This is a genomic window from Rhodoferax sp. (genome assembly GCF_034520025.1).
Taxonomy (GTDB): domain Bacteria; phylum Pseudomonadota; class Gammaproteobacteria; order Burkholderiales; family Burkholderiaceae_C; genus Allorhodoferax.
The window spans coordinates 39,549-61,802 of the sequence record NZ_JAXHNZ010000001.1 but is presented as its reverse complement, the minus strand read 5'-3'; the positions used below and the strand labels follow the sequence as shown (position 1 = coordinate 61,802).

19 protein-coding genes are annotated in these 22,254 nt (G+C 58.0%); 8 read left to right on the top strand and 11 right to left on the bottom strand.

The genetic code is table 11. The features are described 5' to 3' along the window. Positions 1-22 precede the first annotated feature (22 nt). From flhF to U5L73_RS00175, 10 genes are all read right to left on the bottom strand, one after another. Positions 23-1,483, bottom strand: a complete 1,461-nt coding sequence (gene flhF / locus U5L73_RS00220; RefSeq protein ID WP_322560486.1) for a flagellar biosynthesis protein FlhF — start codon at positions 1,481-1,483, stop codon at positions 23-25. Next, entirely contained in the window at positions 1,480-3,561 is a 2,082-nt protein-coding gene (gene flhA, locus U5L73_RS00215; protein WP_322560485.1) for a flagellar biosynthesis protein FlhA, read from the bottom strand. Before flhA ends, flhF begins: the two co-directional genes overlap by 4 nt. Beyond that, the gene (locus tag U5L73_RS00210; protein WP_322560484.1) at positions 3,558-4,712 is read right to left on the bottom strand and encodes an EscU/YscU/HrcU family type III secretion system export apparatus switch protein; all 1,155 of its coding nucleotides are present in this window, start codon (positions 4,710-4,712) and stop codon (positions 3,558-3,560) included. The genes flhA and U5L73_RS00210 overlap by 4 nt, the downstream gene beginning before the upstream one ends. 94 nt (positions 4,713-4,806) lie before the next feature. Next, complete coding sequence (locus U5L73_RS00205; protein WP_322560483.1) at positions 4,807-5,442, bottom strand: protein phosphatase CheZ; 636 nt, start codon at positions 5,440-5,442, stop codon at positions 4,807-4,809. Positions 5,443-5,444: 2 nt separating this feature from the next. Then, positions 5,445-5,834: a chemotaxis response regulator CheY gene (cheY, locus tag U5L73_RS00200; RefSeq protein WP_313874184.1), complete on the bottom strand. Its 390-nt coding sequence runs from the start codon at positions 5,832-5,834 to the stop codon at positions 5,445-5,447. 59 nt (positions 5,835-5,893) lie between these two features. After that, positions 5,894-6,835, bottom strand: coding sequence for a flagellar motor protein MotB (gene motB, locus U5L73_RS00195; RefSeq protein WP_322560482.1), 942 nt, complete (start codon positions 6,833-6,835; stop codon positions 5,894-5,896). Positions 6,836-6,853: 18 nt separating this feature from the next. Further along, complete coding sequence (gene motA, locus U5L73_RS00190) at positions 6,854-7,711, bottom strand: flagellar motor stator protein MotA (RefSeq protein ID WP_322560481.1); 858 nt, start codon at positions 7,709-7,711, stop codon at positions 6,854-6,856. Positions 7,712-7,874: 163 nt separating this feature from the next. Further along, positions 7,875-8,414, bottom strand: coding sequence for a flagellar transcriptional regulator FlhC (gene flhC / locus U5L73_RS00185; RefSeq protein ID WP_313874181.1), 540 nt, complete (start codon positions 8,412-8,414; stop codon positions 7,875-7,877). A 41-nt stretch (positions 8,415-8,455) separates the two neighbouring features. Next, on the bottom strand, positions 8,456-8,782 hold the full coding sequence (flhD, locus tag U5L73_RS00180) for a flagellar transcriptional regulator FlhD (RefSeq protein ID WP_313874180.1): 327 nt from the start codon (positions 8,780-8,782) through the stop codon (positions 8,456-8,458). 318 nt (positions 8,783-9,100) lie between these two features. After that, entirely contained in the window at positions 9,101-10,630 is a 1,530-nt protein-coding gene (locus U5L73_RS00175; protein ID WP_322560480.1) for a flagellin, read from the bottom strand. Between the two features lie 435 nt (positions 10,631-11,065). Here U5L73_RS00175 and U5L73_RS00170 point away from each other — a divergent pair, with 435 nt between their 5' ends. From U5L73_RS00170 to U5L73_RS00135, 8 genes are all read left to right on the top strand, one after another. Further along, entirely contained in the window at positions 11,066-12,520 is a 1,455-nt protein-coding gene (locus U5L73_RS00170; RefSeq protein ID WP_322560479.1) for a flagellin, read from the top strand. A 180-nt stretch (positions 12,521-12,700) separates the two neighbouring features. Continuing rightward, positions 12,701-14,095, top strand: a complete 1,395-nt coding sequence (fliD, locus tag U5L73_RS00165) for a flagellar filament capping protein FliD (protein WP_322560478.1) — start codon at positions 12,701-12,703, stop codon at positions 14,093-14,095. A 158-nt stretch (positions 14,096-14,253) separates the two neighbouring features. Next, positions 14,254-14,673 (top strand): flagellar export chaperone FliS, encoded by a 420-nt coding sequence (gene fliS / locus U5L73_RS00160; RefSeq protein WP_322560477.1) that lies wholly within the window; start codon positions 14,254-14,256, stop codon positions 14,671-14,673. 17 nt (positions 14,674-14,690) lie between these two features. Next, positions 14,691-14,990 (top strand): flagellar protein FliT, encoded by a 300-nt coding sequence (locus U5L73_RS00155; protein ID WP_313874175.1) that lies wholly within the window; start codon positions 14,691-14,693, stop codon positions 14,988-14,990. A 95-nt stretch (positions 14,991-15,085) separates the two neighbouring features. After that, positions 15,086-17,008 (top strand): type I secretion system permease/ATPase, encoded by a 1,923-nt coding sequence (locus U5L73_RS00150; protein WP_322560476.1) that lies wholly within the window; start codon positions 15,086-15,088, stop codon positions 17,006-17,008. A gap of 1 nt (position 17,009) precedes the next feature. Beyond that, positions 17,010-18,341, top strand: coding sequence for an HlyD family type I secretion periplasmic adaptor subunit (locus tag U5L73_RS00145; RefSeq protein WP_322560475.1), 1,332 nt, complete (start codon positions 17,010-17,012; stop codon positions 18,339-18,341). Next, on the top strand, positions 18,338-19,708 hold the full coding sequence (locus U5L73_RS00140; protein WP_322560474.1) for a TolC family outer membrane protein: 1,371 nt from the start codon (positions 18,338-18,340) through the stop codon (positions 19,706-19,708). Before U5L73_RS00145 ends, U5L73_RS00140 begins: the two co-directional genes overlap by 4 nt. A gap of 10 nt (positions 19,709-19,718) precedes the next feature. Further along, positions 19,719-21,515: a tetratricopeptide repeat-containing glycosyltransferase family protein gene (locus tag U5L73_RS00135; protein ID WP_322560473.1), complete on the top strand. Its 1,797-nt coding sequence runs from the start codon at positions 19,719-19,721 to the stop codon at positions 21,513-21,515. Here U5L73_RS00135 and U5L73_RS00130 read toward each other — a convergent pair. Then, positions 21,484-22,254 (bottom strand): FkbM family methyltransferase, encoded by a 771-nt coding sequence (locus tag U5L73_RS00130; RefSeq protein WP_322560472.1) that lies wholly within the window; start codon positions 22,252-22,254, stop codon positions 21,484-21,486. The two genes, U5L73_RS00135 and U5L73_RS00130, sit on opposite strands and share 32 nt — an antisense overlap.

Here is a 22,254-nt window from a genome sequence, read left to right as displayed (position 1 = left end):
TGCAGCCTGATTCGGGGGGCTTTCAAGCATTCATACGCCCCTTGTGTGCAGTGGTGTTGGCAGGTTGGCTGAAGAAAAAGCCCAGGTCTGTCGCTTTCGGGTCGTAGGCAGAGGCCCCAGTGCTGCGCATGGAGGTGCGGACCAACTTGCTGGCAACTGCAGCTTCCCAGTCCTCGGGAACACGTTGACCGGTAGTGGTGCCCCGCAACATCAATTGGTGACGAATGCAGGCATCGATGGATGGTCCGAGTTTGACCGCTTCATCGGTCTTCGACAGGATGACTTGCTGTGTTTCTCCGGTTTTGAAGCAGGCCACCGCTTCGTCCATGGTGTCCCCATGGCCTCCGGCATTCAGGACCAACAAGCGTTTGATTTCTGGAAGGTCGAGCAACTCCAGCAGCTCGCGCTTGCGGGGGTCCCGCGGTGCGATGCCGGTGGTGTCAATCAACACCATTTTTTTATTCGACAGGAGGCCCAGCAAATCTTGCAGAGCCGCTTTGTCATGGGCGAGGTGGGCCACTACGCCCAGCATCTTTCCATAAGCCCTCAGTTGTTCGTGGGCGCCTATGCGGTAGGTGTCCAAGGTGATCAGGCCCACACTGCCGGGACCATGGGTCCGAGCGCACAAGCCCGCGAGCTTGGCCGCTGTGGTGGTTTTGCCAACCCCTGTGGCACCCATGAGTGCAAACACGCCACCCTCTTCGTGGAGTGCCGGAATGGCGGCATCGGTATGCAGGTTACGTTCCAACACGTCCATCACCCAGCGCACGGATTCGGGTGCATCCATGTCATCTGACAAGCGCTCCAAGATCGCCCGTGAAAGCGTCGGGGAGTAGCCGGCCCGGATCATCTTGAGCATCATGTTGGACTGGATCGGATTTTGTTTCGCTTGACCCAACCAGGTGAGGGTGTTGAAACGGTCCTCGATCAGTTCCTTCATGGCGTGCAACTCGTCCATGACGATTTTGTTTACTGCCGGCGCTTGCGGTGCGGGTGCAGCTTGCCGCATGGGGACCGCCCGCTTGGGCTGCGATTCGATGTCGATCGCAATGCGCTGAGTCAAAGTGGGTTGCGGGCGCTCGAGCGGCACGGGCGCCGGTGCAGGCATCGGCATGGGCGTTATTTCTGGCTGCAAGACCGGGATCTGCTGTGCCTCGGCCCGGCGGCGCAACATGCGCTCCCGCACGTAGTCCTGGAAGGAGAGGGTGCTCATCGCCAGCTGTTCTGCGTCCTCTTCCACTTTGCTAGCCACTTCGCGGTAGCTAGGGGGCTGCTGGCGTTGCTGGGAGCCTCCACCTGAGCGAGCCGCGGTGCGGCTAACGGCTGCATCTAGTGTGGCCAAGCTGTCTTCAGCTGTGGCGACAACTTCAACGCCGTTGGCAGTGGGGCGGTTGGACAGGATAAGGGTGCCTTCACCAAAGGCCTGACGGGCCTTGGCTAACGCTTCGCGTGAGGTGGCGGCTGTAAAGCGTTGGACGTTCATGATGTGGCGCCTCTCAAAATCGGACCGATACGGATGGTGTGGGTTTCTGGAATTTCACTGTGGCCAAGCACTTGTAAGCGGGGCGCGATGCGGCGGACCAGGCGGGAAATCGCGCCGCGGATCTGGTCTGGCACCAGCAGGCAGGCCGGGACGCCGACCTCCTCTTGCTTCATCGCTGTTTCTGCTGCGTTGCGGCTGAGCATGTCGGCTACGCCCGGATCCAAAGCAGATCCGGATGCACTGCCCAAGGCTTGCATCAGCAGCCGCTCGAGGCCGGGGTCGATGGCGATGACATTGAGTTCACGTGTCGGCCCGTAAATCTGCTGCACGATGGCGGGCGACAGCGCTACGCGAACACGCTTGGCCAGCTCAGCAGGGTCTGTGGTGGAGGGGGCGTGCTCCGCAATCGACTCGATGATGGTGCGAATATCCCGGATGTGCACCGACTCATCCAAAAGCAGCTGCAGCACCTTTTGGAAGACGGCAATCGACACCATCTTGGGGACGACCTCTTCAATGAGTTTAGGAGCCAGTTTCGCCACGTGTTCCACCAGTTGTTGTGTTTCTGTCCGGCTCAAGAGCTTGGAGGCCTGGACTTGCATCAAGTGTGACAAATGGGTTGCCATGACAGTCTCAGAATCAACCACCGTAAATCCAGCCATTTGTGCGGCTTCCTTCTGGCGTTCATCGATCCAGTGTGCGGGGAGTCCGAAAGCAGGGTCTGTTGTCGCGGTTCCGATCAATGGGGTTGTGATTCCTCCCGGGTTGATCGCCAAGTAGTTGCCGGGAAAGGCCTCGCCTTCACCAACGATGACACCCCGCAGCGTGATCCGGTAGGCGCTGGGCTTGAGCTCGAGGTTATCCCGGACGTGTACCGAAGGCGGCAGGAAGCCTACCTCCTGGGCGAACTTGCGGCGCACACCTTTGATGCGGTTCAGCAGGTCGCCCTGGCGGGTTTTGTCAACCAGCGCAATCAGGCGGTAGCCCAGTTCCAAGCCCAGTTGGTCTACCGGCTGCAGGTCATCCCAGGTGGCGTCGCCGTCGCCGGTGGGGGCCACAGGGGCTGTGTCAGCTTCTGTCGGCACCGGCTTATGGGCAAGAAGCCAGGCACCGTAGCCCAGCACCGCGCCAATGCTCAAAAACACAAAGTGAGGCATATTGGGTATCATGCCCAGAATGGTCATGATGACCGCGGTGATGCCGAGCACCTTCGGAGACACAAACATCTGGCCGACGATTTGTTTGCCGATGTCTTTGTCTTTGCCCACTCGAGACACCACCATGGCAGCCGCTACGGAAATCAGCAGGCCGGGAATCTGGGCGACGAGCGCGTCACCCACCGCCAACAGGATGTAGGTGTTAGCTGCTTGGGATGCGCTCAGGTCATGCTGCAACAGGCCGATAGCAAGTCCTCCGAAGATGTTGATCAGCAGAATTAAGATTCCCGCGATGGCATCGCCTCGTACGAATTTGGATGCACCGTCCATCGAGCCGAAAAACTCAGCTTCTTCGCCGATTTCTGCCCGGCGTCGTTTGGCTTCTTTTTCGTCAATCAGGCCGGCGTTCAGGTCGGCATCGACCGCCATTTGCTTACCGGGCATCGCGTCCAATGTGAAGCGCGCAGAAACCTCCGCGATACGCTCAGATCCCTTGGTAATCACCACAAAGTTGATCACCACCAAAATAGCGAAAACAATCAGACCGACCGCAAAGTTGCCTCCGATCAAGAAGTGGCCGAATGCCTCAATCACAGCGCCTGCAGCGCCCGGGCCGGTGTGGCCTTCAAGCAAGACCACACGGGTCGAAGCCACGTTGAGCGAGAGCCGCATCAGGGTTGTGAGCAACAACACCGAGGGGAATGCGGCAAAGTCCAAGGGCCTGATCATGTATGCCGCGACCATCATCACCATCAATGCCACTGCAATATTGATAGTGAAAAACATGTCCAGCAACAAAGGTGGCATGGGCAAGACCATCATGGCCAGAATGGCCACTACCAGTATAGGCGCCGCTGCACCTTGCATCACACCTGCATTGCTGGCATACCACTGCTGAAATGATTTGAGTTGGGCGTTCATGGGGTGGATGCCTTCACGGTCTTAGACAAGGGGTCAAGTTCTGGGGGAACAAATGGCTGTGGAACCTCTGTCGGCATCACACCCTCCCCACGCAGGGCAGCGCGCAATCTGTAAACATAGGCCAGCACCTGCGCAACGGCGGTGTACAAAGTCGCTGGAATGTCCTGATCCAGCTCGGCATTGGCGTAGAGCGCGCGAGCCAGCATCGGTGACTGCAGCACCGGAATAGAGTGCTGCTTAGCAACATCGCGAATCTTCATGGCCAGCAAATCTGCACCCTTGGAAATCACCCGTGGCGCTCGCATGGTGGCCTCGTCGTAGCGGATAGCCACCGCAAAGTGAGTCGGGTTCATCACGATAAAGTCGGCTTTAGGCACCGCGCCCACGCTGCTGCGCTGAGCCATTTCGCGTTGCTTTTGACGAATCTTGCCTTTCAGCTGCGGGTTCCCGTCCGTCTCTTTACCTTCTTCTTTGACCTCTTGATGTGACATCTTCATCTGGTCTTTGTGCAAGAAAAGTTGCAGTGGTACATCGAGCATCGCGGCTAGAAGAATGACCAATAGCATCAGCCCGAGGCCGCTGACCATCCACTTCATGAGGTGAGCAATGGCGGCAGGTGACGGTTGCATCAACATCGCCGCCATTTCCTGCATGCCCGAGCGAAGGAATCCCACGGCGATGGCAAACAGAATGGCCGTCATCAGCATCATCTTGGCCATGTCAAAAAATTTCTTCTTGGAAAACATGTTCCCAAAGCCGGAGAGCGGATTGAGCCTTGAAAAATCAGGCATCAAGGGTTTCAGACTCTGAACCCAGCCGCCGGAAGCCACCGCAGACAAAATGGCAGCGGTCATGACAATCGCTGCGAACGCCACACAGCCGGCCGTGCCAATGATGCTGGCATCACCCAAGCGTTGCGCCATGGTTCCCGTGCGCCGAACCGTGTCTGCGTCAAAACTCAGCTGCTGGATCATGCTGAGTTTTAGCTGTTCAAACAAAATGGGGGAGAGGGAGAGAACGGCTAATGCGCCCGCGCCCAGCACGCCCAAGTGGGTCAGGTCCTGCGAGCGACTGACCTGGCCGTCGTCACGGGCTTTTTTCAGCTTCCTTTCGGAAGCCGGTAAATTGCGATCTTGACTGCCTTGTTCCATGGTGGTGAGACTCTTTCGTTCTCACCATTGTCACAAGCACCCTCTGAAACTAAAGGGTGAAAAGAGGGGCTTTCTGCCCCTTCATCCGGCTGGTTTAGAAGCCGAGACTTGCCAGCAAATCGTCCACTTGCGACTGATCGGTCACGACTTCCTGGTTGGACTGACCGTCAACCACAGGCCCGGCAAGTGCAGGCACATATTCTGAGGGTGGCGCTGCTTTGGCAGCGGCTTCGGGCGGTGCAGTTTGCAGCAGCAACAACACCAACTGCTCTTCAATAGTCGCTGCCAAGTTGACGACTTTGGCAATCACCTGCCCTGTGAGGTCGTGAAAGTCTTGCGCCATCATGATCTCAGTGAGGTGTCCGTCGACCTTTTTGCTGGCTTGGTCTACATCGTTGATGAAGTTCATCACGTGGCCCTTGGCAACCGCAGCTACCGGATCTTTGACGATGAGCTCACCGATGCGGCGTGTTTCCGCTGCAATAAAGTCGTGTTGCTCCTTGGCTTGGTCTACCTGGTTGAGCACTTTTTCAGCAGCCTGGCCCGTCAATCTGGCTATGTAAGACAAACGACTTTTGGCGTCAGGCAATTCGCCTGCCCAGTCCTTCACTTTGTCAGCCAGCCCCAGCCCGTTCAACGAGTCATGCAGTTGACGCGTCAAAGCGCCTAGTTGCTGGTGGACTTCTGTGGTGCTGAGTGCGGGTGTGGAGGGAGTGGGTTCAGTCGACATGATTATTTCAATCCCATCTTGGTGAGAATGTGGTTGACCTTGTCCTCCAGGGTCGCCTTCGTAAAAGGCTTGACGATGTACCCGGATGCACCTTGCTGGGCAGCGAGCACGATGTCTTCCTTACGAGCTTCAGCCGTAACCATCAGAACCGGAATATGTTTGAGTTTCTCGTCTTTCTTGATTTCAGCGAGCAACTGGAACCCGTTCATGTTGGGCATGTTGATATCGCTGACCACAAAATCAAAGGTCGCGTTACGCAGTTTTTGTAGAGCCGCGACACCGTCTTCTGCCTCATCGGCGTCGGCATAGCCGCTTTCCTTTAAGAGGTTACGCACGATCCGTCGCATGGTGGAGAAATCGTCGACGATGAGAAAGCGCAATTCTTTAGACATAAATAACCTTTGACCGTACGATTTTTGATTTTAACGAGTATGACTGAATTTTAGAGATTTCACGGACTGGCTTTTTTGCTTTCCATCACGGGTTCCGGTGTTTCCGACTCATTTTCCAGTGGGATCACCGCTCCGCTCAACAGCCGCTCCTCGGCCTCTTTGGTCATAACCAAGATACTAATGCGCCGGTTTGTGGCGCTCAAGGGGTTTTGCGGGTCCGCCAACAAACTCGAGGCCATCCCGACCACTCTCGCTAACTTGTCTTCGGGCATCCCGGCCGCAATCAGTTCGCGGCGACTTGCATTGGCCCGGTCCGCGGAAAGCTCCCAGTTACTGTATCCGCGTGCTGCGTTTCCGTAAGGGGCTTGATCGGTATGGCCGTCCAGGCTGATTTTGTTATCGATATCAGTCAGGGTTACCCCGATTTCCTTCAGGATCTCCCGCATATAGGGCTTCACTGCCGAGCTGCCAATGTCGAACATGGGTCGGCGCTGGTCATCTACAATTTGGATCAGGAGTCCGTCTGGTGTGATTTCGAGCTTGATTTGCGAGCTGAATTCAGCCATCCGCGGGTTGCTGGAAATGCTGCTGGCAATTTTCGCAGCGACGGCGGCCAAAGTTTGGGCGTCTTTTTTCGCCCGCTCGATTTTGCGCTGGTCGCCAGCGCTCTTTTTGGCTTTGGAGTCTGTGCCCTCGCCGCGCTTGGACTGTCCTGCAGACTGGGTCAAGTCGTTGCCACCGCCGGTGATTATGCTGTTGCTGGCTCCAGCGCCGGCACCGCCTTGTAACGCGACCTTCAATGGCGACTGGAAGTAGTCAGAAATACCTTTTTTGTCGCCCTCTGTGGTGCTTCCAAGCAGCCACATTAACAAGAAAAAGGCCATCATGGCCGTCACAAAGTCGGCATACGCGATCTTCCAAGCACCACCGTGCGCGGCGTGGCCGCCCTTCTTCACCCGCTTGATGATGATGGGTTGGAGTTTCTTGGCGTCTCCTGCCATGCTCAGAAGCTCCCGCTCTTATTTCTTTTTGACATGCGCTTCCAGTTCGCCGAAGGTCGGACGCTCGGTGGAGTACAGCACTTTGCGGCCGAATTCGATAGCGGTGGAAGGGTTGTAGCCTTGCATGCTTGCCAACAACACTGTTTTGATGCACTGGAGTTCTTTGCCTGCCTCTTCGTTCTTTTGCTCCAGGAGACCTGCGAGTGGCTCAGCGAAGGCGTAAGCCAGCAAAATACCCAAAAACGTTCCTACCAGCGCCGAGCCGATCATCCCGCCCAACACCGCAGGCGGTTGGCCCACGCTGCCCATGGTTTTAATCACCCCTAGCACCGCAGCCACGATGCCAAATGCAGGCAATCCACCCGCCACGCGTTGAATGGCAGATACCGCAGCATGTTCTTCGTGGTGGTGGGTTTCGATCTCACTATCCATGATGGACTCGATTTCGTGGGCATTCAAGTTGCCTGAAACCATCATGCGCAGGTAGTCTGTGATGAATTCCACCACGTGGTGGTCGGAGCCCACAGTCGGATACTTCTTGAAAATTTCGGATTGTTCGGGCTCTTCGACGTCTTTTTCAATGGCCATCAGCCCTTCTTTGCGGGCTTTTTGCAAGATATCGAACAACAAGGCCAATAGTTCCATGTAGCGGGCTTTGGAGTACTTGCTCCCTTTAAAGCAAGCGCCCAGCCCCTTCATGGTGGCCTTGATGACCTTCATCTGGTTGTTCACCAGAAACGCGCCTACCGTCGCGCCCCCGATCATCCCCATTTCCCAAGGCAATGCCTTGAGGATGGGACCCACATTTCCGCCGTGAGCGATAAAAAGCCCAAACAGCAGACCAAGCGTAACAACCCAACCGATGATTACAAACATAGTTTCATTGTGACAGGGAGGTCGTGGGCCTCAAGGGTTGAACAGCGGGGCTTTTCGGGCCCAGTACGATCATATCGCCCGCCGTAGCCGATGGTTTGACTATGTCTTCAAATAGGCTTGGCGCCCAATAGATATATGCACTATGCGCTATTAAATTAGTAGCTTAGTGGAGCAGTATGCCACCGGTGGAAGCACCTTTTCCGGCGCGGGCAGGGGGGCTGCAGAGGCCGCACTCAAAATGACGCGAGTTTTCATAGGCTTCAGAAACAAAGTGCCCACCGCACTTGGAGCACTTGGTCATGGACAACATATTGTTGTCAATGAACTTCACCAAGCGCCATGCGCGGGTGATAGACAACAAGGGCTCTACACCGCAGGCAGAGATTTGCTCGGTATAGAGGCGGTAGGCCGCCATGATGGCGTCGATGTCTTCCATGGCACTCACCTTGGTCAGGTACTCATAAGTGTTCTGGAACAGGGACGCATGAATGTTGGGCTGCCAGGTCAGGAACCATTCGGTCGAGAAAGGCAATTGGCCTTTGCTCGGTGAGCGGCCTGCCACCTCTTTATAAAGGCGCAGCAGGCGCTCGTATGACAACTCGGTTTCGCTCTCCAGCACTTGCAGGCGCGCGCCCAGCTGAATCAAAGACACTGCGCGTTCCACTTGCTTGGAATCGTTCAAAACACTTTTCTGGGTTGCCATGATGCTGCTCCTGGACTAAATCGGGTCGGGCTTGGGTGGGGTCAGACGGCTTCAGCGAAGCGGCCGGCCATCAGGATGCTGGCGTGCAGCTTGGTGGTTGCGTCGTTGTCGACCTTGTTGACCGAGTGATTGGTCAGCAGGTTCCAGACGATGTCGTCATCGACACGGAAGCGGCACAGCAGCATGTTGCCGGAGGCAATGCGCATGATCTGGGCGGGGGAGAGGGCGCCGATCATGTCTGCAGCTTCTTCCGACATGCCCAAGCGGAACAGGGCTTCGGCTTTGTCTTGACGGATGAGAGTTTGCGCCAGCATGAGGTAGGTCATGTTGGCTTCGCGGATCTCGGCGAGGATTTGTTCGTTACGCATGATTCAGCTCCTGAGTGGGGGCGATTCGTTTGAATCACCATGGAGCGAATTCTGTGCGGGGGGGCGAAGAACTTAAATCGGAATTCGTCTAATCCGCGTGTCAGCTCTGCCGGAACACCGTGTAGGAAAAATGCCTACATGGACCAGATCGCAGCCAGAGAGTCGCGCCAAAACAAGGTGACACTGCATCCATATCGGCACGCGAGTCACCAACTTAAGTTCGGAATGCAAATGGAACGGGTGCAGGCCCGCTCGCAGGAGCGCGCGTTTGCACGGCGGAATTCAATGAAGCGGCCTAAGCCGGGGAGGGCCCCCGTCTTAGCCCTTCAACAACTGCAGCACGCCCTGTGGCAATTGGTTCGCCTGGGCCACCATCGCGGTGCCGGCCTGTTGCAGGATCTGGGTGCGCGAGAGGTTGGCGGTTTCCATCGCAAAGTCCGCATCTTGAATACGCGAACGTGAGGCGGACAGGTTTTCGCTGTTGGTTTGCAAGTTCTCGATCGTTGTCAGGAACCGGTTCTGCACCGCACCCAACTGTGCGCGGTTGGCACTGATAGATGCCAAAGCGCCGTCTACCACCAGCAGTGCCGCATTGGCGCCCTCTTGGGTGCTGATATCGATTTTTGCGACGGACGAGAGCGCACTGCCTTGGCTTCCGCCGGTGATCAGCGTGCCTGTGGCGTCGGTGCTGGTAATTGTGAATCCGGTTGATGAATTCAGCGCGACCTTGCCGCCCACGGCAACTGCTTGATCACTCGTCGGTGGCGCGGGGGTGCCACCGACAGCGGGCTGGAAGGTCACTGGGGTCAGCGTGTCCTCGCCCACTACCGTGGCTCCGGTCAGGCCACCGGTGACGCCCATATTCAGAATTTTGATGTCATCGCCTTCAGCCTGGGTTAGCACTAAATTGCCGACCTTGTCCGCTACCGCAGTGATGCCGGTAGAGCCGCTTTGGGCGTTGATGGCTTGCGCGAGTGGAGCAAGGTCACTCGTGTTGTTGATAGTGGCAGAGACGGTGATAGGGGTTGCGTCAGGCGGCAGGTTACTTCCTTGCAATTGGAATTGCACAGATCCTAGGGACACCCCAGAAATGGTGGCTTTGGTTGTCGCAACTGCTGTCACTCCGCTCAAGGCGGTGAAAGCGTTGATTGCAGTTGCGACCGCTTTAGCACTAGTTCCGTCTGGCAAATCGCCCGTGGTGGGAATGGTGTTTACCGTACCGTTGCCCGCCAGCGTCAACGTTTGCGCCAAAAATCCATTGGCTGTCCCGGCCAAACTAGGTCCAGCAGCGGCCGTGGCAATACTGGGGGCAACCGCTGCGGAGGTCACCGAGTTGTTTCCCATGTCCACAGCGCGGGCGCTGGTGACGCTCACGCCAATAGTTTGGTTGGCGTTGGCGCCCACCTGAAACTGTTGTGTCGTGTAGCTGCCATCCAATAATTTCAAACCATTGAACTCGGTCTGGCTGCCCACGCGGGAAATTTCAGTGGTAAGTTGCATCACTTCTTGCTGTAAAGCGAGGCGATCGCTGGCGCTGTTGGTGCCGTTAGCCGACTGAACTGCCAACTCGCGGATGCGTTGTAGATTGTTTGATGTACTGCTTAGCGCACCTTCTGCTACCTGTGCCAAGGAAATGCCGTCGTTGGCATTGCGAGCGGCCTGGTTCAGGCCGCGAATCTGCGAGGTCATGCGGTCGGTAATAGCGAGACCGGCAGCATCATCTTTGGCGCTGTTGATGCGCAAGCCTGAGGACAAGCGTTGCATCGATGTCGTCAAAGAAGCTTGCGTCATCGACAGGTTGCGCTGTGCAGTCAGCGACTGGATATTGGTGTTGATAGTTGAGGCCATTGCGAAACTCCTAAAAAGAATGAACCGGCGTCGCCGCCGATTGCAAAGCCTGCGTACCTGCAGACAATCAGTAACGATGGGGTGAATTCTGGAGATTCGCGTTTTTGGCAAAAACGCAATAAGCGGGCGGAAAAGCGGCCATATCCGTTCGGATTCTAGAATCTTTATAGGGGTTAACCCTTAAATCTGAAAACAAGCTTGCGAAGTGCTGGCTAATCGTTTTTTCTTCTCAAAAGCGGCGTGATAAGGCAGTCGCGCTACGGATTCACCTAAAGTTTTTTGGAGAACGCCCGAAAACAAAACCAACGGGTTCATAGCGGGCTCGTCGTCCGGAAGGCATCTCCTGGGGTGCGCCGGTCATGGTGTCAGCAGCAATGCTGGCGTTGAGATCGGCATTCCGCCGGATTAAGTGAGTCTTTTTAAGGAGTTACCAAAATGGCTTCCACCATCAATACCAATGTCAACTCGTTGACAGCCCAGCGTAACCTCACCGGTTCGCAAATGTCCTTGTCGACCTCCATGCAGCGTTTGTCTTCAGGCTTGCGCATCAACAGCGCCAAAGATGACGCTGCAGGTTTGGCCATCTCTGAGCGTTTCAGTTCGCAAATTCGTGGCTTGAACCAAGCGTCCCGTAATGCCAATGACGGTATCTCCTTGGCGCAAACTGCTGAAGGTGCCTTGTCTTCCTCCAGCAACATCTTGCAGCGTGTGCGCGAGTTGTCTGTCCAGTCTGCCAACGCGACTAACAGCGCCAGCGACCGCAAGGCCATCAACGCTGAAGCCAACCAGCTGATTGCCGAATTGGATCGCATTGCTACAACTACGCAGTTCAACGGCAAGAATCTGTTGGATGGTACGGCCAGCACCTCGGTTTTCCAGGTGGGGGCGAATGCCAATCAAACCATCACCACTACTACCGGCAACTTCCGTACCAATACTTACGGTGCTCAGATTCGTCAATCTACCAGCGTTGCCGCTGATGCCACTGCGACATCCCTCGCTGGTGCGGTTGATATAAATGGTCAGAAAAGTGCCACTGTCACGCTTACCGCGACAGATACAGCGGCAACAGCTGCGGCTGCAATCAATGGCCAGTCCGATTTGACTGGGGTGACCGCCACAGCGCGAAACATCTCGGAACTATCTTTTACCACCACTACGGGTACCGTGGCCTTGGAGGTAAAGGGCGCGAATACCGATACGGCCGTCAGTATTTCCTTCACGGTCGCAGCAAGCGATGCCAACGGTTTGGCAGGTGCGGTCAATGCCTTCAACGATGTGTCTGGCACTACCGGTATCACTGCAGAGTTGAATGCGGGCAAGGACGGTATTATTTTGCGCAGTTCTGCGGGTGACAACATTGACATTACGAACAACTCTGTCACTGCGGTCGCAACCTTGGCAGCCCAAGACAACTCGGTGGCTACCCAACCTAGCTTCGGCACTGCTGCATCGATGGCAGCGGCTGGCGGTACGGCGGTGACTGTCGGTTCTGTGGAGTTGAATTCCGAGAAGAGCTTCTCTATTGGAACGTCGGCCTCTGCCCTGTTCACAACAGACGACGCCTCTGCATTGAGCGCCGTGAACAAAATTGATCTGACTACCGTTGAGGGTGCCACATTAGCCCTGAAAATCACAGATGCGGCACTCGCCACCGTGAACGGACAGCGCGCATCCTTCGGTGCGATCCAATCGCGCTTCGAATCCACGTTGTCCAACTTGGCGGTCACCTCGGAAAACGCAAGCGCCTCCCGCTCGCGTATTCAAGATGCGGACTTTGCTGCAGAAACCGCCAATCTGTCCCGCGCGCAGATCTTGCAGCAGGCCGGCACTGCCATGGTGGCGCAGGCCAACCAGTTGCCTCAGGGCGTGTTGGCTCTCTTGCGTTAAGTCTCTTCCACGCGGCCTTCGGGCCGTTGTCGGCAGGCCAAAGCGGCAACCGTTCATCCGGTTGTCGCTTTTTTTGTGGGCGTCGCACTTGAGTTTGGCGGGTGATTGCCGATTACTTAAGCCTTTAGAGAGTGATTTGCCTCACCATAATCGTGGTTGGCATCAGTCTGGAGGTCAGGTATGGCGATTTCATCAACGGGTTTGGGCAGTGGCCTGGATGTCAGTAGCATCATTTCCCAGCTTTCCGCTTTGGAAAAGCAGCCCTTGAAAGCCTTGCAGTCGAAGGCGACCAACTTGCAGACCCAGCTCTCTGCGGTGGGGACCATTCAATCGCAGATTTCATCCGTAGTCAGTGCGGCCACCAAGCTTGGCAGCGTGTTGAACTGGAAGGGTACGACCGCGACCTCGTCTAATTCGGCCGCACTCGGCGTTACTGCATCGACCGGTGCAGCGGCTGCCACGTACAGCGTCGAAGTCCAAAAACTGGCTAAAGCACAATCGGTCTCCTTACCGACCGGCCCCACTGCAACTCCTTTGCCCACCGCGACAGAGCAAATCGGAGCAGGCACCCTGAGCATCCAGGTTGGCACTAAGGCGGCGGTGGATATCACCATCAATTCGGGCGAGGGGACCTTGGCCCAGATTGCCAACAAGATCAACAGCACATCCGGCTTAGGCGTTTCCGCCAGTGTGTTGACCGATGGTTCCGGTAAAGTGAATTTGATTCTGCGTGCCACTGACACAGGCACGGCCGGCGCATTCAACGTGACGGTGACAGAGGGCGCAGGTGTCGGTAGCAACTTGTCGCGCTTGGCAACTGCCAACATGACGCAAAACCAGGCCGCGCAAAACGCGGAGGCAACGGTTAATGGCGTGGCAGTAACGTCGCCCAAGAATACGTTGACCGAAGTTTTGGGTGGATTGACACTGAATCTCAATCAAGTCACCACTGCACCGGTGGAGGTGGTCGTTGCCAAAGATACCGGCTCGATCAAGAAAAACATCGAGGAATTCATCACCGCTTACAACACCCTGAACGCAACCCTGTCGGATGCGACGGCCTACGACCCCTCCAGCAAAACAGCAGGGCCGCTTCAGGGGGACTCGGTTACCAATGGCTTGCAACGGGCATTCCGAGGTTTGATCAGCTCGGTCAACAACACCGGCTCCACGTTTTCCCGCTTGGCCGATGTCGGTATCACCGCTCAGCTTGGCGGAGCGCTCAGTTTGGACTCCACCAAGTTGACCGCTGCATTTTTTGACGTGGAAAACATCCAGAAGCTGTTCACCAACTTTGGTGGAACGGACAGCACAAATGGCTTCGGGGTGCGGATCAAGGACTTTGCGAACGGACTGCTCTCAGCGTCTGGGGCGGTCACTAACAAGACCAATGCCGTGAAAAAAGCGCTGGATAACAACTCCACCGAGCAAACCAAGATCAATAACCGGGCCACCCTGGTCGAAGAGCGACTGAAAAAGCAATACACCGCGCTGGACACCAAAATGGCGAGCCTGACTGCCCTGAATGCCTATGTGGCGCAGCAAGTGACCACCTGGAATAAATCGACCAGCTAAGAATTAGAGGGTGAAAATGGGGCTTAGCCCCCGTATCTATTGTGCTAGTAGCTATAGAAAAAATAGCGTTTTGAAACCCCCTGTATTTCCTGAGGATAAAAACTTGATTTGTCGAGGCAAGTGCCGATAACTAAAGCATCTCCTCAAGGAATTGCAGCATGTTTACCTCCGTCAGCTCCCGCTCCGCCTCTGCCTACAAGCGCGTTGGCATCGAGACCAGCGTTGACAATGCAGATCCCCACAAGCTGGTGGTGCTGCTGTTTGATGCACTGCAGCAAACGCTGGGCAGTGCTCGTGTCGCCATCCAGAACGGCGATATTCCGAATAAATGCAAACATATCAACCACGCCATCCGCATCCTTGAAGAAGGTTTGCTGGCCCCGTTGAACCTGCAGGATGGCGGCGAGCTTGCCCAAAACCTGCATGATCTGTACAGCTACTGTGTGAACCGGCTCACGATAGCCAACATTCGCAGCGATGCCACTGTGATCGAAGAGGTGCAGCGCGTTATGGAGCCTGTGGCGAATGGCTGGAAGCAAATCAATGGCCAAGGCCCTGCATATTTGCAGCCCGTCTGATGCGCGGGGAATTCGCCATGACTCAAATGCTGATCGACTTCTACAAAGCCATCGAAGACAGCAGCGCCAAAATGTTGGAAGCCGCCAAGGCTGAAGACTGGGATGGTGTGATGCGCTTCGAAGGTGCTTGCGCAGTGCTTATCGAGCAACTCCGCCAACGGGCCCGCAGCGAAGAGCTCGATGCCGCTGCCAAGGCAGAGAAAACGCGCATCATGCAGCGTATTCTTCACAACGATGCCCAGATCCGCTACCTCGCCGAGCCATGGCTTGCGCATTTCGAGCAGCGTTTCGAAGGTCAGCGCCAGTTTTTGCACTAGAAAACCGCGGTTTTTCAGGCGCTGTTTCGCGCCTTGGCTCAAGGGTGCGTACGTAAGATGGTGGCCGAACCGGCTCTATCTGTACTCACCCCTTCATGGCTTCCACCCCTTCTGCACCCCCTGACGAGCTGAGGCACGCGCTGCGCCAGCTCCGCACGGCGTTTGTGACGGTGGCGGTGTTCAGCGGGTTCTTGAACCTGATGATGTTGGCGCCTTCGCTCTACATGATGCAGGTGTACGACCGGGTGCTGGGCAGCCGCAACGAAACCACCTTGCTCGTCCTCACCTTGTTGGTAGTGGGCGCCTTTTTGTTCATGGCAGCGCTGGAGACTATCCGCGCCTGGGTGCTGGTGCGGGTGAGTGCCCGGCTGGACCATTTGATGGGCCTGCGGGTTTTGGGCGCGACCTATGAGCGCATGCTCCGCCAGCCCGGCAACAGCAGCACCCAACCCCTGCATGACCTCACCACCCTGCGTCAAACGCTGACCGGCCCGGGTTTGATTGCCGTATTTGATGCGCCTTGGGCCCCGCTGTATCTCTTGATCATTGCGTCTTTCTCTACGGAGGCTGCGGCGTTCACGCTGGCCGGGGCGCTGGTGCTGGTTGCCATTACCTGGCTGAACCAAAAGCTGGCCAAAGCCGCCCTGGACGAGGCGCAAAAGTACAACATGCAGTCCCAACGCGAACTCAGCAGCCACCTGCAAAACGTGGAGGTCATTGAAGCCATGGGCATGCTGGGCCCGATTCAGCGCCGCTGGCAAGGGCTCCACACCCAAGAAATCGGCTTGCAAGCCCGCGCGAGTGACCGCGCAGCGGTTATGGAGAGCCTGACCCGTTTTGTGCGCATGGCCATGCAGTCTCTGTCACTGGGGCTGGCGGCCCTGTTGGTGCTGGACGGGCGGATGACCGGCGGCATGATGATTGCGGTCTCGCTGCTGACCAGCCGGGCGCTGGCACCCGCCGAGGGGCTTGTGGGCAATTGGGCCTCGCTAGCCGCAGCGCGCAGTGCCTATCAGCGATTGCGGGAAATGCTGCAGGCCTTTCCATCACGGCCTCCGTCCATGTCGTTGCCCGCGCCCAGCGGGCAGGTCGCTTTTGAGAATGTGGTGACTGCTGCCCCGGGTGGGCGTGCGGCCATCCTGAAACAAATCAGTTTCCAGATCCAGGCGGGTGATGCCGTTGCCGTCATCGGTGCCAGTGGTGCAGGCAAATCGACCCTGGCCCGCTTGCTCGTAGGGATCTGGCCGGCACTGTCCGGTACGGTGCGGTTAGACGGTGCAGACTTGTTCCGTTGGAACAAGCAGGAGCTGGGCCCATTCATTGGGTACCTTCCTCAGGATATTGAGCTGTTTGATGGCACCGTGGCCGAGAACATTGCCCGGTTTGGCGACATCGACCCCCAGCAGGTGGTCGTGGCTGCACAGCGGGTGGGTTTTCATGAGCAGATTCTGCGTCTGCCCCAGGGCTATGACACGCCGGTGGGCGCAGCAGGTGCGGCATTGTCCGGCGGGCAGCGTCAGCGTATTGCCCTTGCGAGAGCGCTCTACGGCAACCCGGTGCTGGTGGTGCTGGATGAGCCCAACTCCAACCTCGATGACGCCGGCGAAAAGGCACTGACAGACGCCATCAAAGACCTGTCCTCACGCGGGCGGACCTCGGTCATCATCACTCACCGGCCGTCGGCGCTGGGCGCAGCCAACAAACTATTGGTTTTACGCGAAGGCACTCTGGCGGCTTATGGGCCGCGTGAGGAAGTCTTGGCTGCGCTCAATGGCAGGCCCCTCGAGCCGCCGCCGGCACCTCCGGCGGCCGCCAACTCCGCAGGCCCGCCGCGCGGGATGACCCCTCCGGTGCTGGTGAACCGCCAGCCGCCTGCAGTGACTGCGGCACCCGCTGAAGCAGCTCCAGCGAGACCTGCTCCTGCAGTTGCAACTCCAGCGCCTGCGGCTCCGCCTGCTCCCGCAGCCCCCGAGGGGGCGAGTGGCATGCCGCCATTCAATCTGAAGTTCGGTGATTGAGATGAGTAGCACGCTCCAAAACGCCCCCTTCGGCTCTACGGTGTCGGTGGACCTGAATGACGCCCGCCCCATCCGCTGGGGCTGGCTATTGCTTTTATTCGGCTTTGGCGGGTTCATGGCCTGGGCCACCATGGCACCCCTTGATGCTGCGGTGACCTCATCGGGCACCGTAGTGGTCAGCGGCAGCCGCAAGTTGGTGCAACCCCTGACAGGTGGCAAAGTGGCCGAAATATTGGCGCGGGATGGTGCTCAGGTGCAGGCGGGGCAGGTATTGGTCCGGCTGGACGACACCAGCGCCCGCGCACAACTCAGCATCGCGCAAGGGCAGTGGCTCGTGGCCCTGGCCACCCAAGCACGCCTGGAGGCCGAGCAACAGGGGCGATCGACGATCGACTTTCCCCCCGCTTTGTTGGAGTTGGGAGAAGACACACGGGTGATGGAGGTCATGGCTTTGCAAAGCCGTTTGTTGGAGTCCCGCAGGCAATTGCGGACGAACGAACTCCAAAGCATGGATGCCGCCTTGCGTGGTTTGGAGTTCCAAGTACAAGGACAAGAAGCCGCCAAGTACTCCAAGGAGTCGCAAAGCCGCATGTTGCGCGAAGAGCTGCGTAACCAGAAGTCTTTGGCGGACGATGGTTTCTTCCCGCGCAACCGGGTGTCTGAGCAAGAGCGCTTGTATGCAAGCATTCAAGGCGGCGTGGCGGAAGACCTCAATAGCGCAGGCAAAACCCGGCAGGCAATTGCCGAGGGTCGTGCCCGCGTCGCTGCACGGCTGCAAGAGCAGCGCAAGGATATTGAGTCCCAGTTGTCAGATGTTCAGCGCGAAGCGGCAACGCTGGAGGGGCGGCTGCGCGGGCTGGAGTTCGAGGTCCGCAACGTCGAGGTGCGGGCCCCTGTGAGCGGAACGGTTATGAGCCTGAGCGTCCACACCGTAGGGGGCGTGGTCAGCAATGGCATGCCTTTGATGGAGATATTTCCACAAGATGATGTCTTGCGCATCGAAACCCCTCTGGCCACCCACCTGATTGACAAGGTCAAGCCGGGCATGGAGGTGGGAATCTTGTTCAGTGCACTGAATCAAGCCACCACGCCAAGGATCGAAGGTCGCATCGTGCAGGTCGCGGCCGATGCCGCCACCGATTCAAGGCAGAATGCCAGTTACTTCAAGCTGGTCATTGAAGTCACACCCGATGGAATGCAAAAACTGCAGCGTCAGGAAGTCAAGGCCGGCATGCCGGCGGATGTTTTCATCAAGACAGGGGAGCGCACCTTCATGAGCTATCTGCTCAAGCCACTGACGGACCGGATGCACCGGGCACTCATAGAGCCATGACACGTTCGCCCTTTACGCACCATACCTTGCGTCGTGTTGCGCTCATCGGTTTGGCCCTCTGCACCGTCTGGCCTGCAGTGCACGCCGGCGAGTTCGAAAAAGCCTACCGTGCCGCGCTGGAGAACGATGCCCGTTTTCAGTCCGCCAAAGCGACTTTGGCATCGGGCCAACAGGCCCTGCCATTGGCACGCAGCGGGGTGCTGCCCACGGTAAATGCCTCCATTACTGACACCGTGGTGCAAGGCACCCAGCAGTACGACGTAGCCGGTAGCAGTGCCAAAACCAACAACCTAGATTACCGGGCCCCGGTGCAAAGCATCAACTTGCGTGCGCCCTTGCTCAACCTCGAAGGCACGGCACGGGTTCGCCAAGCCAATGCCCAAGTCGGCAATGCCGAAGCCACTTTTGTGGCCCGTAAGGCAGAGCTGGTGGACCGTTTGGCGGTGGCCTATTTGCAGCGGATGTTGGCAGAGGATGCATTTCTCTCGCTGCATGCCCAAGTGCACGCCACGGTGGCCCAGCGCAACCTGATGCGCCGTCGGTTTGAACAGGGCGAGGGTACCCGTACCGAAGTGGCCGAGGCCCGCGCGAATCTGAGCTTGACGCTGGTGCAGTGGGCAGACTCCAAGAACCAGATGATGAGCGCCCGGGACACTCTTGAGGCCATGACAGGCGTACCCCAGCCATTGGTGGTGCGGCTCGAAGACGAATTTTCACCACCGCCGCTGGTACCTGCGGGCCTTCAAGAATGGCAGGACAAGGCGGAGAGCGCCAACCCGGATGTACAAGCCAAGCGCTACCTGGTGGAGGCTGCGGATGCCCTAGTGGCCCGTAGCAATGCCGGTCATATGCCGCGCCTGGATTTGGTTGCCAGCGTGTCGAACAGCCGCAATGAATCGATCAGCAGCTTGAACCAGTCGGTTAACCAAAGCGCGATTGGTTTGCAACTCAATATCCCGATCTACAGCGGCGGCGCCGTCAAGGCCGCGGTGACGCAGGCGCTGGCCGAAAAGAACAAAGCAGAAGCCGAGTGGCTTAACGAGAAGCGAAACCTCGAGGTTGAAGTAAGCCGCCTCTACCAGATCATTCAAACCGGCAGCTCCAAATTGCTGGCCTACGAAGATGTGCTCGATGCCAGCCGCGTGGCGCTAGAGGGCACACTCAAAGGCCAAGCTTCCGGTTTACGCACCAATGCCGATGTGTTGGAGGCCGTGCGCAAGGTGTTCCAGGCACAGCGCGACTTGGCGCAGGCCCGCTACGACCATATCTTCCAGCGCTTGCGCTTGTTCAACAAGGCAGGCGTGCCGGCGGACTCGGTGGTGTCTTACATCGACGAACTGCTGAGCCCCAACCGCGACACCCCCTGACCCGACTCCCATGTCTGCACTGCAGCCGGCCCATGCCGCCACGGTAGACACGCTGCTGCAAACAGCCGTACAGCACTTTGCGAAAACGGACTATGCCGCAGCAGACGGTGCGTTGGAGCGCCTGATGGTGCGCTCCCCGGGCCATGTGGAGGCACTCCACTTGCGCGGGCTCACCCAACACCGCATGGGGCAACACGCCTTGGCGCTGGTTTTGCTGGAGAGTGCACTGCGCTTGCAACCGGACCATGCAGCGGTGCTGTCCAACACGGGCTTGGTGCTACGCGCCTTGGGCCGGCCCCAAGAGGCCTTGGCCTGTTATGACCGGGCGATTGCCCTGCAGCCTGATTTCGCCCAAGCCTGGGGCAACCGCGGAAACGCGCTGCGGGACACCGGCGAAAGCCTGCTAGCAGTGGACTCTTACCGCAAGGCTTTGGACCTGCAGCCCGGCTATGCGCAAAGCTGGCACGGCTTGGGGCTGGCCTATCACGATCTGGCGCGTTGGCAAGACGCGGTGGCGGCATTCGACCGGGCCCTGCAGTGCCAACCTGATATGGCGGTCGCTTGCTTGGACCGCGGCAACGCCCTGCGCGAGTTGGATGTATTCCCCGAGGCACTGGCCGCCTATGATCGCGCTATTGCGCTGCGGCCCTCCTATGCGCAGGCATGGTCCAACCGCGGCGTCTTGCTCAAGCGCATGGGGCGCATGCAAGATGCCCTGGACAGTTACCAGCAGGCGATCGGGCTGGAGCCTGACTTTCTGGATGCGCTGGTCAACTGCTCTACTCTCCTCAAGGAGAAGATGGATCTTGACGCCTCTGGGGCTATGAATAAACGCGCGTTGTTGCTGGACAGCGATTGCAGTGGTGCCCACCTGAACCTCGCGATTTGCCATTTGCTGCGCGGTGATTTTGCCCAGGGTTTTGCCCACTATGAATGGCGTTGGCACACCGAGCAGCTGCGCACGGCGGTGCGCCCGTTTGTCGCGCCATTGTGGAGCGGGAGCCAGAGCCTGAAAGGCGCCGCCATTCTGCTGCACGCGGAGCAGGGGCTGGGCGACACCGTTCAGTTTTGCCGCTACGCCCCTCTGCTGAAGGCTATGGGTGCCAGGGTGTACATGGAGGTGCAGGCGCCTTTATTACCTCTTTTGCATTCGCTGGACGGGGTGGACCTTTGGCTACGCCAGGGCGACGCCTTGCCCCACTTTGATTTGCATTGCCCCTTGCTCAGCCTTCCACGCGCTATGCAAACAGCGCCCGATTCAGTGCCGGCCCGCATGCCCTATTTGGCCGCAGACGCCGGGCGGGTTGCCGCTTGGGCGCAGCGTCTGGGTGCGCCGCAGCGGCTCAGGGTGGGGCTGGTCTGGTCGGGGAGGCCTGAGCACAAAAACGACCATAACCGCACCATGCCACTCCGAGAATTGGCGCCTCTGCTGAGCGTGGACGCTGAGTTCCATGCGCTCCAAAAAGAGTTTCGCCCTGCGGATCTGGCCCTCAACCCGGAGGCCTTGGGGGTGCGGCTTTGGGCCGATGCACTGCACAGCTTCGCCGATACCGCGGCTTTGATCATGCACATGGACCTGGTCGTGGCGGTAGACACCTCGGTCGCCCATGTAGCGGCGGCTTTGGGCAAGCCAGTGTGGCTGTTGTTACCCTACAGCCCGGACTGGCGTTGGCTGCTGGGGCGTGACGACAGTCCGTGGTACCCCGGCATGCAACTATTCCGTCAGGGCGCTGACCGCAGTTGGCCTGCTGTGCTTGACCGGGTGCAGGTTGCGCTTAACCGGCAAGTTCTTTCAGGCGGGCTTTGAGCTGCGCGAGTTCGGCCTGGGCTTGCGCGGCCACCTGTTGTGCGTGGTGCAGGCGGTGGTCCACAAAGTTGTCCCACACGCAGGGCGGGTAGCTGAAATGTTGACGCAGGTCCAGGTGCTCTTGGGCCAGGTAAAAGCGGTTGACCGCATCAAAATACACAAACTCGTAGCCGGTAGAGAGCAGCAGGTGCTCCCATTCACCGTAGTTGGCCTGGGGCCGGTTGGGCAGCACGCTTTCCAGCACGATCAGCCAAGGCCGGAAGCGGGTGCGGTCCAAGCCGTTTAATGCCGACTTTTCAGCGCCTTCCACATCAATGCTCAGCAGGTGAACATCGCCTTGCGGGCGGTGTTTTTCGAGCAAGCGGTTGAGCGTGACCAAGGGCACGGTGTAGCTTTTGACCTCGCGCCCTTCGCGCTGGTGCATGGCCACAATCTCGGGGGTGATGGTGGCCGCTTGGTCGTTCCACGGGAATTCGTTGAAGGTCACTTCGCCATCGGCTTCGCCCACTGCCGCTCCGACCAGGATGTCTTCGGGCCGGTGTTTGGCCCATTGCGGGTGAAGGCGCGCCTGCGGCTCGACCACAATGCCGCGCCAGCCGCGTTGGTACAGGGCGCAGGTGTTGCTGTCCGAGATGGGCATGTAGCCACCCACGTCCACATAAAAGCCTTTGTCGACTGCGCCGAGTGCGCGGTTGATCATGACGTCTTCAAAATTGCGGGTGAATGACAGGTAGGCCAT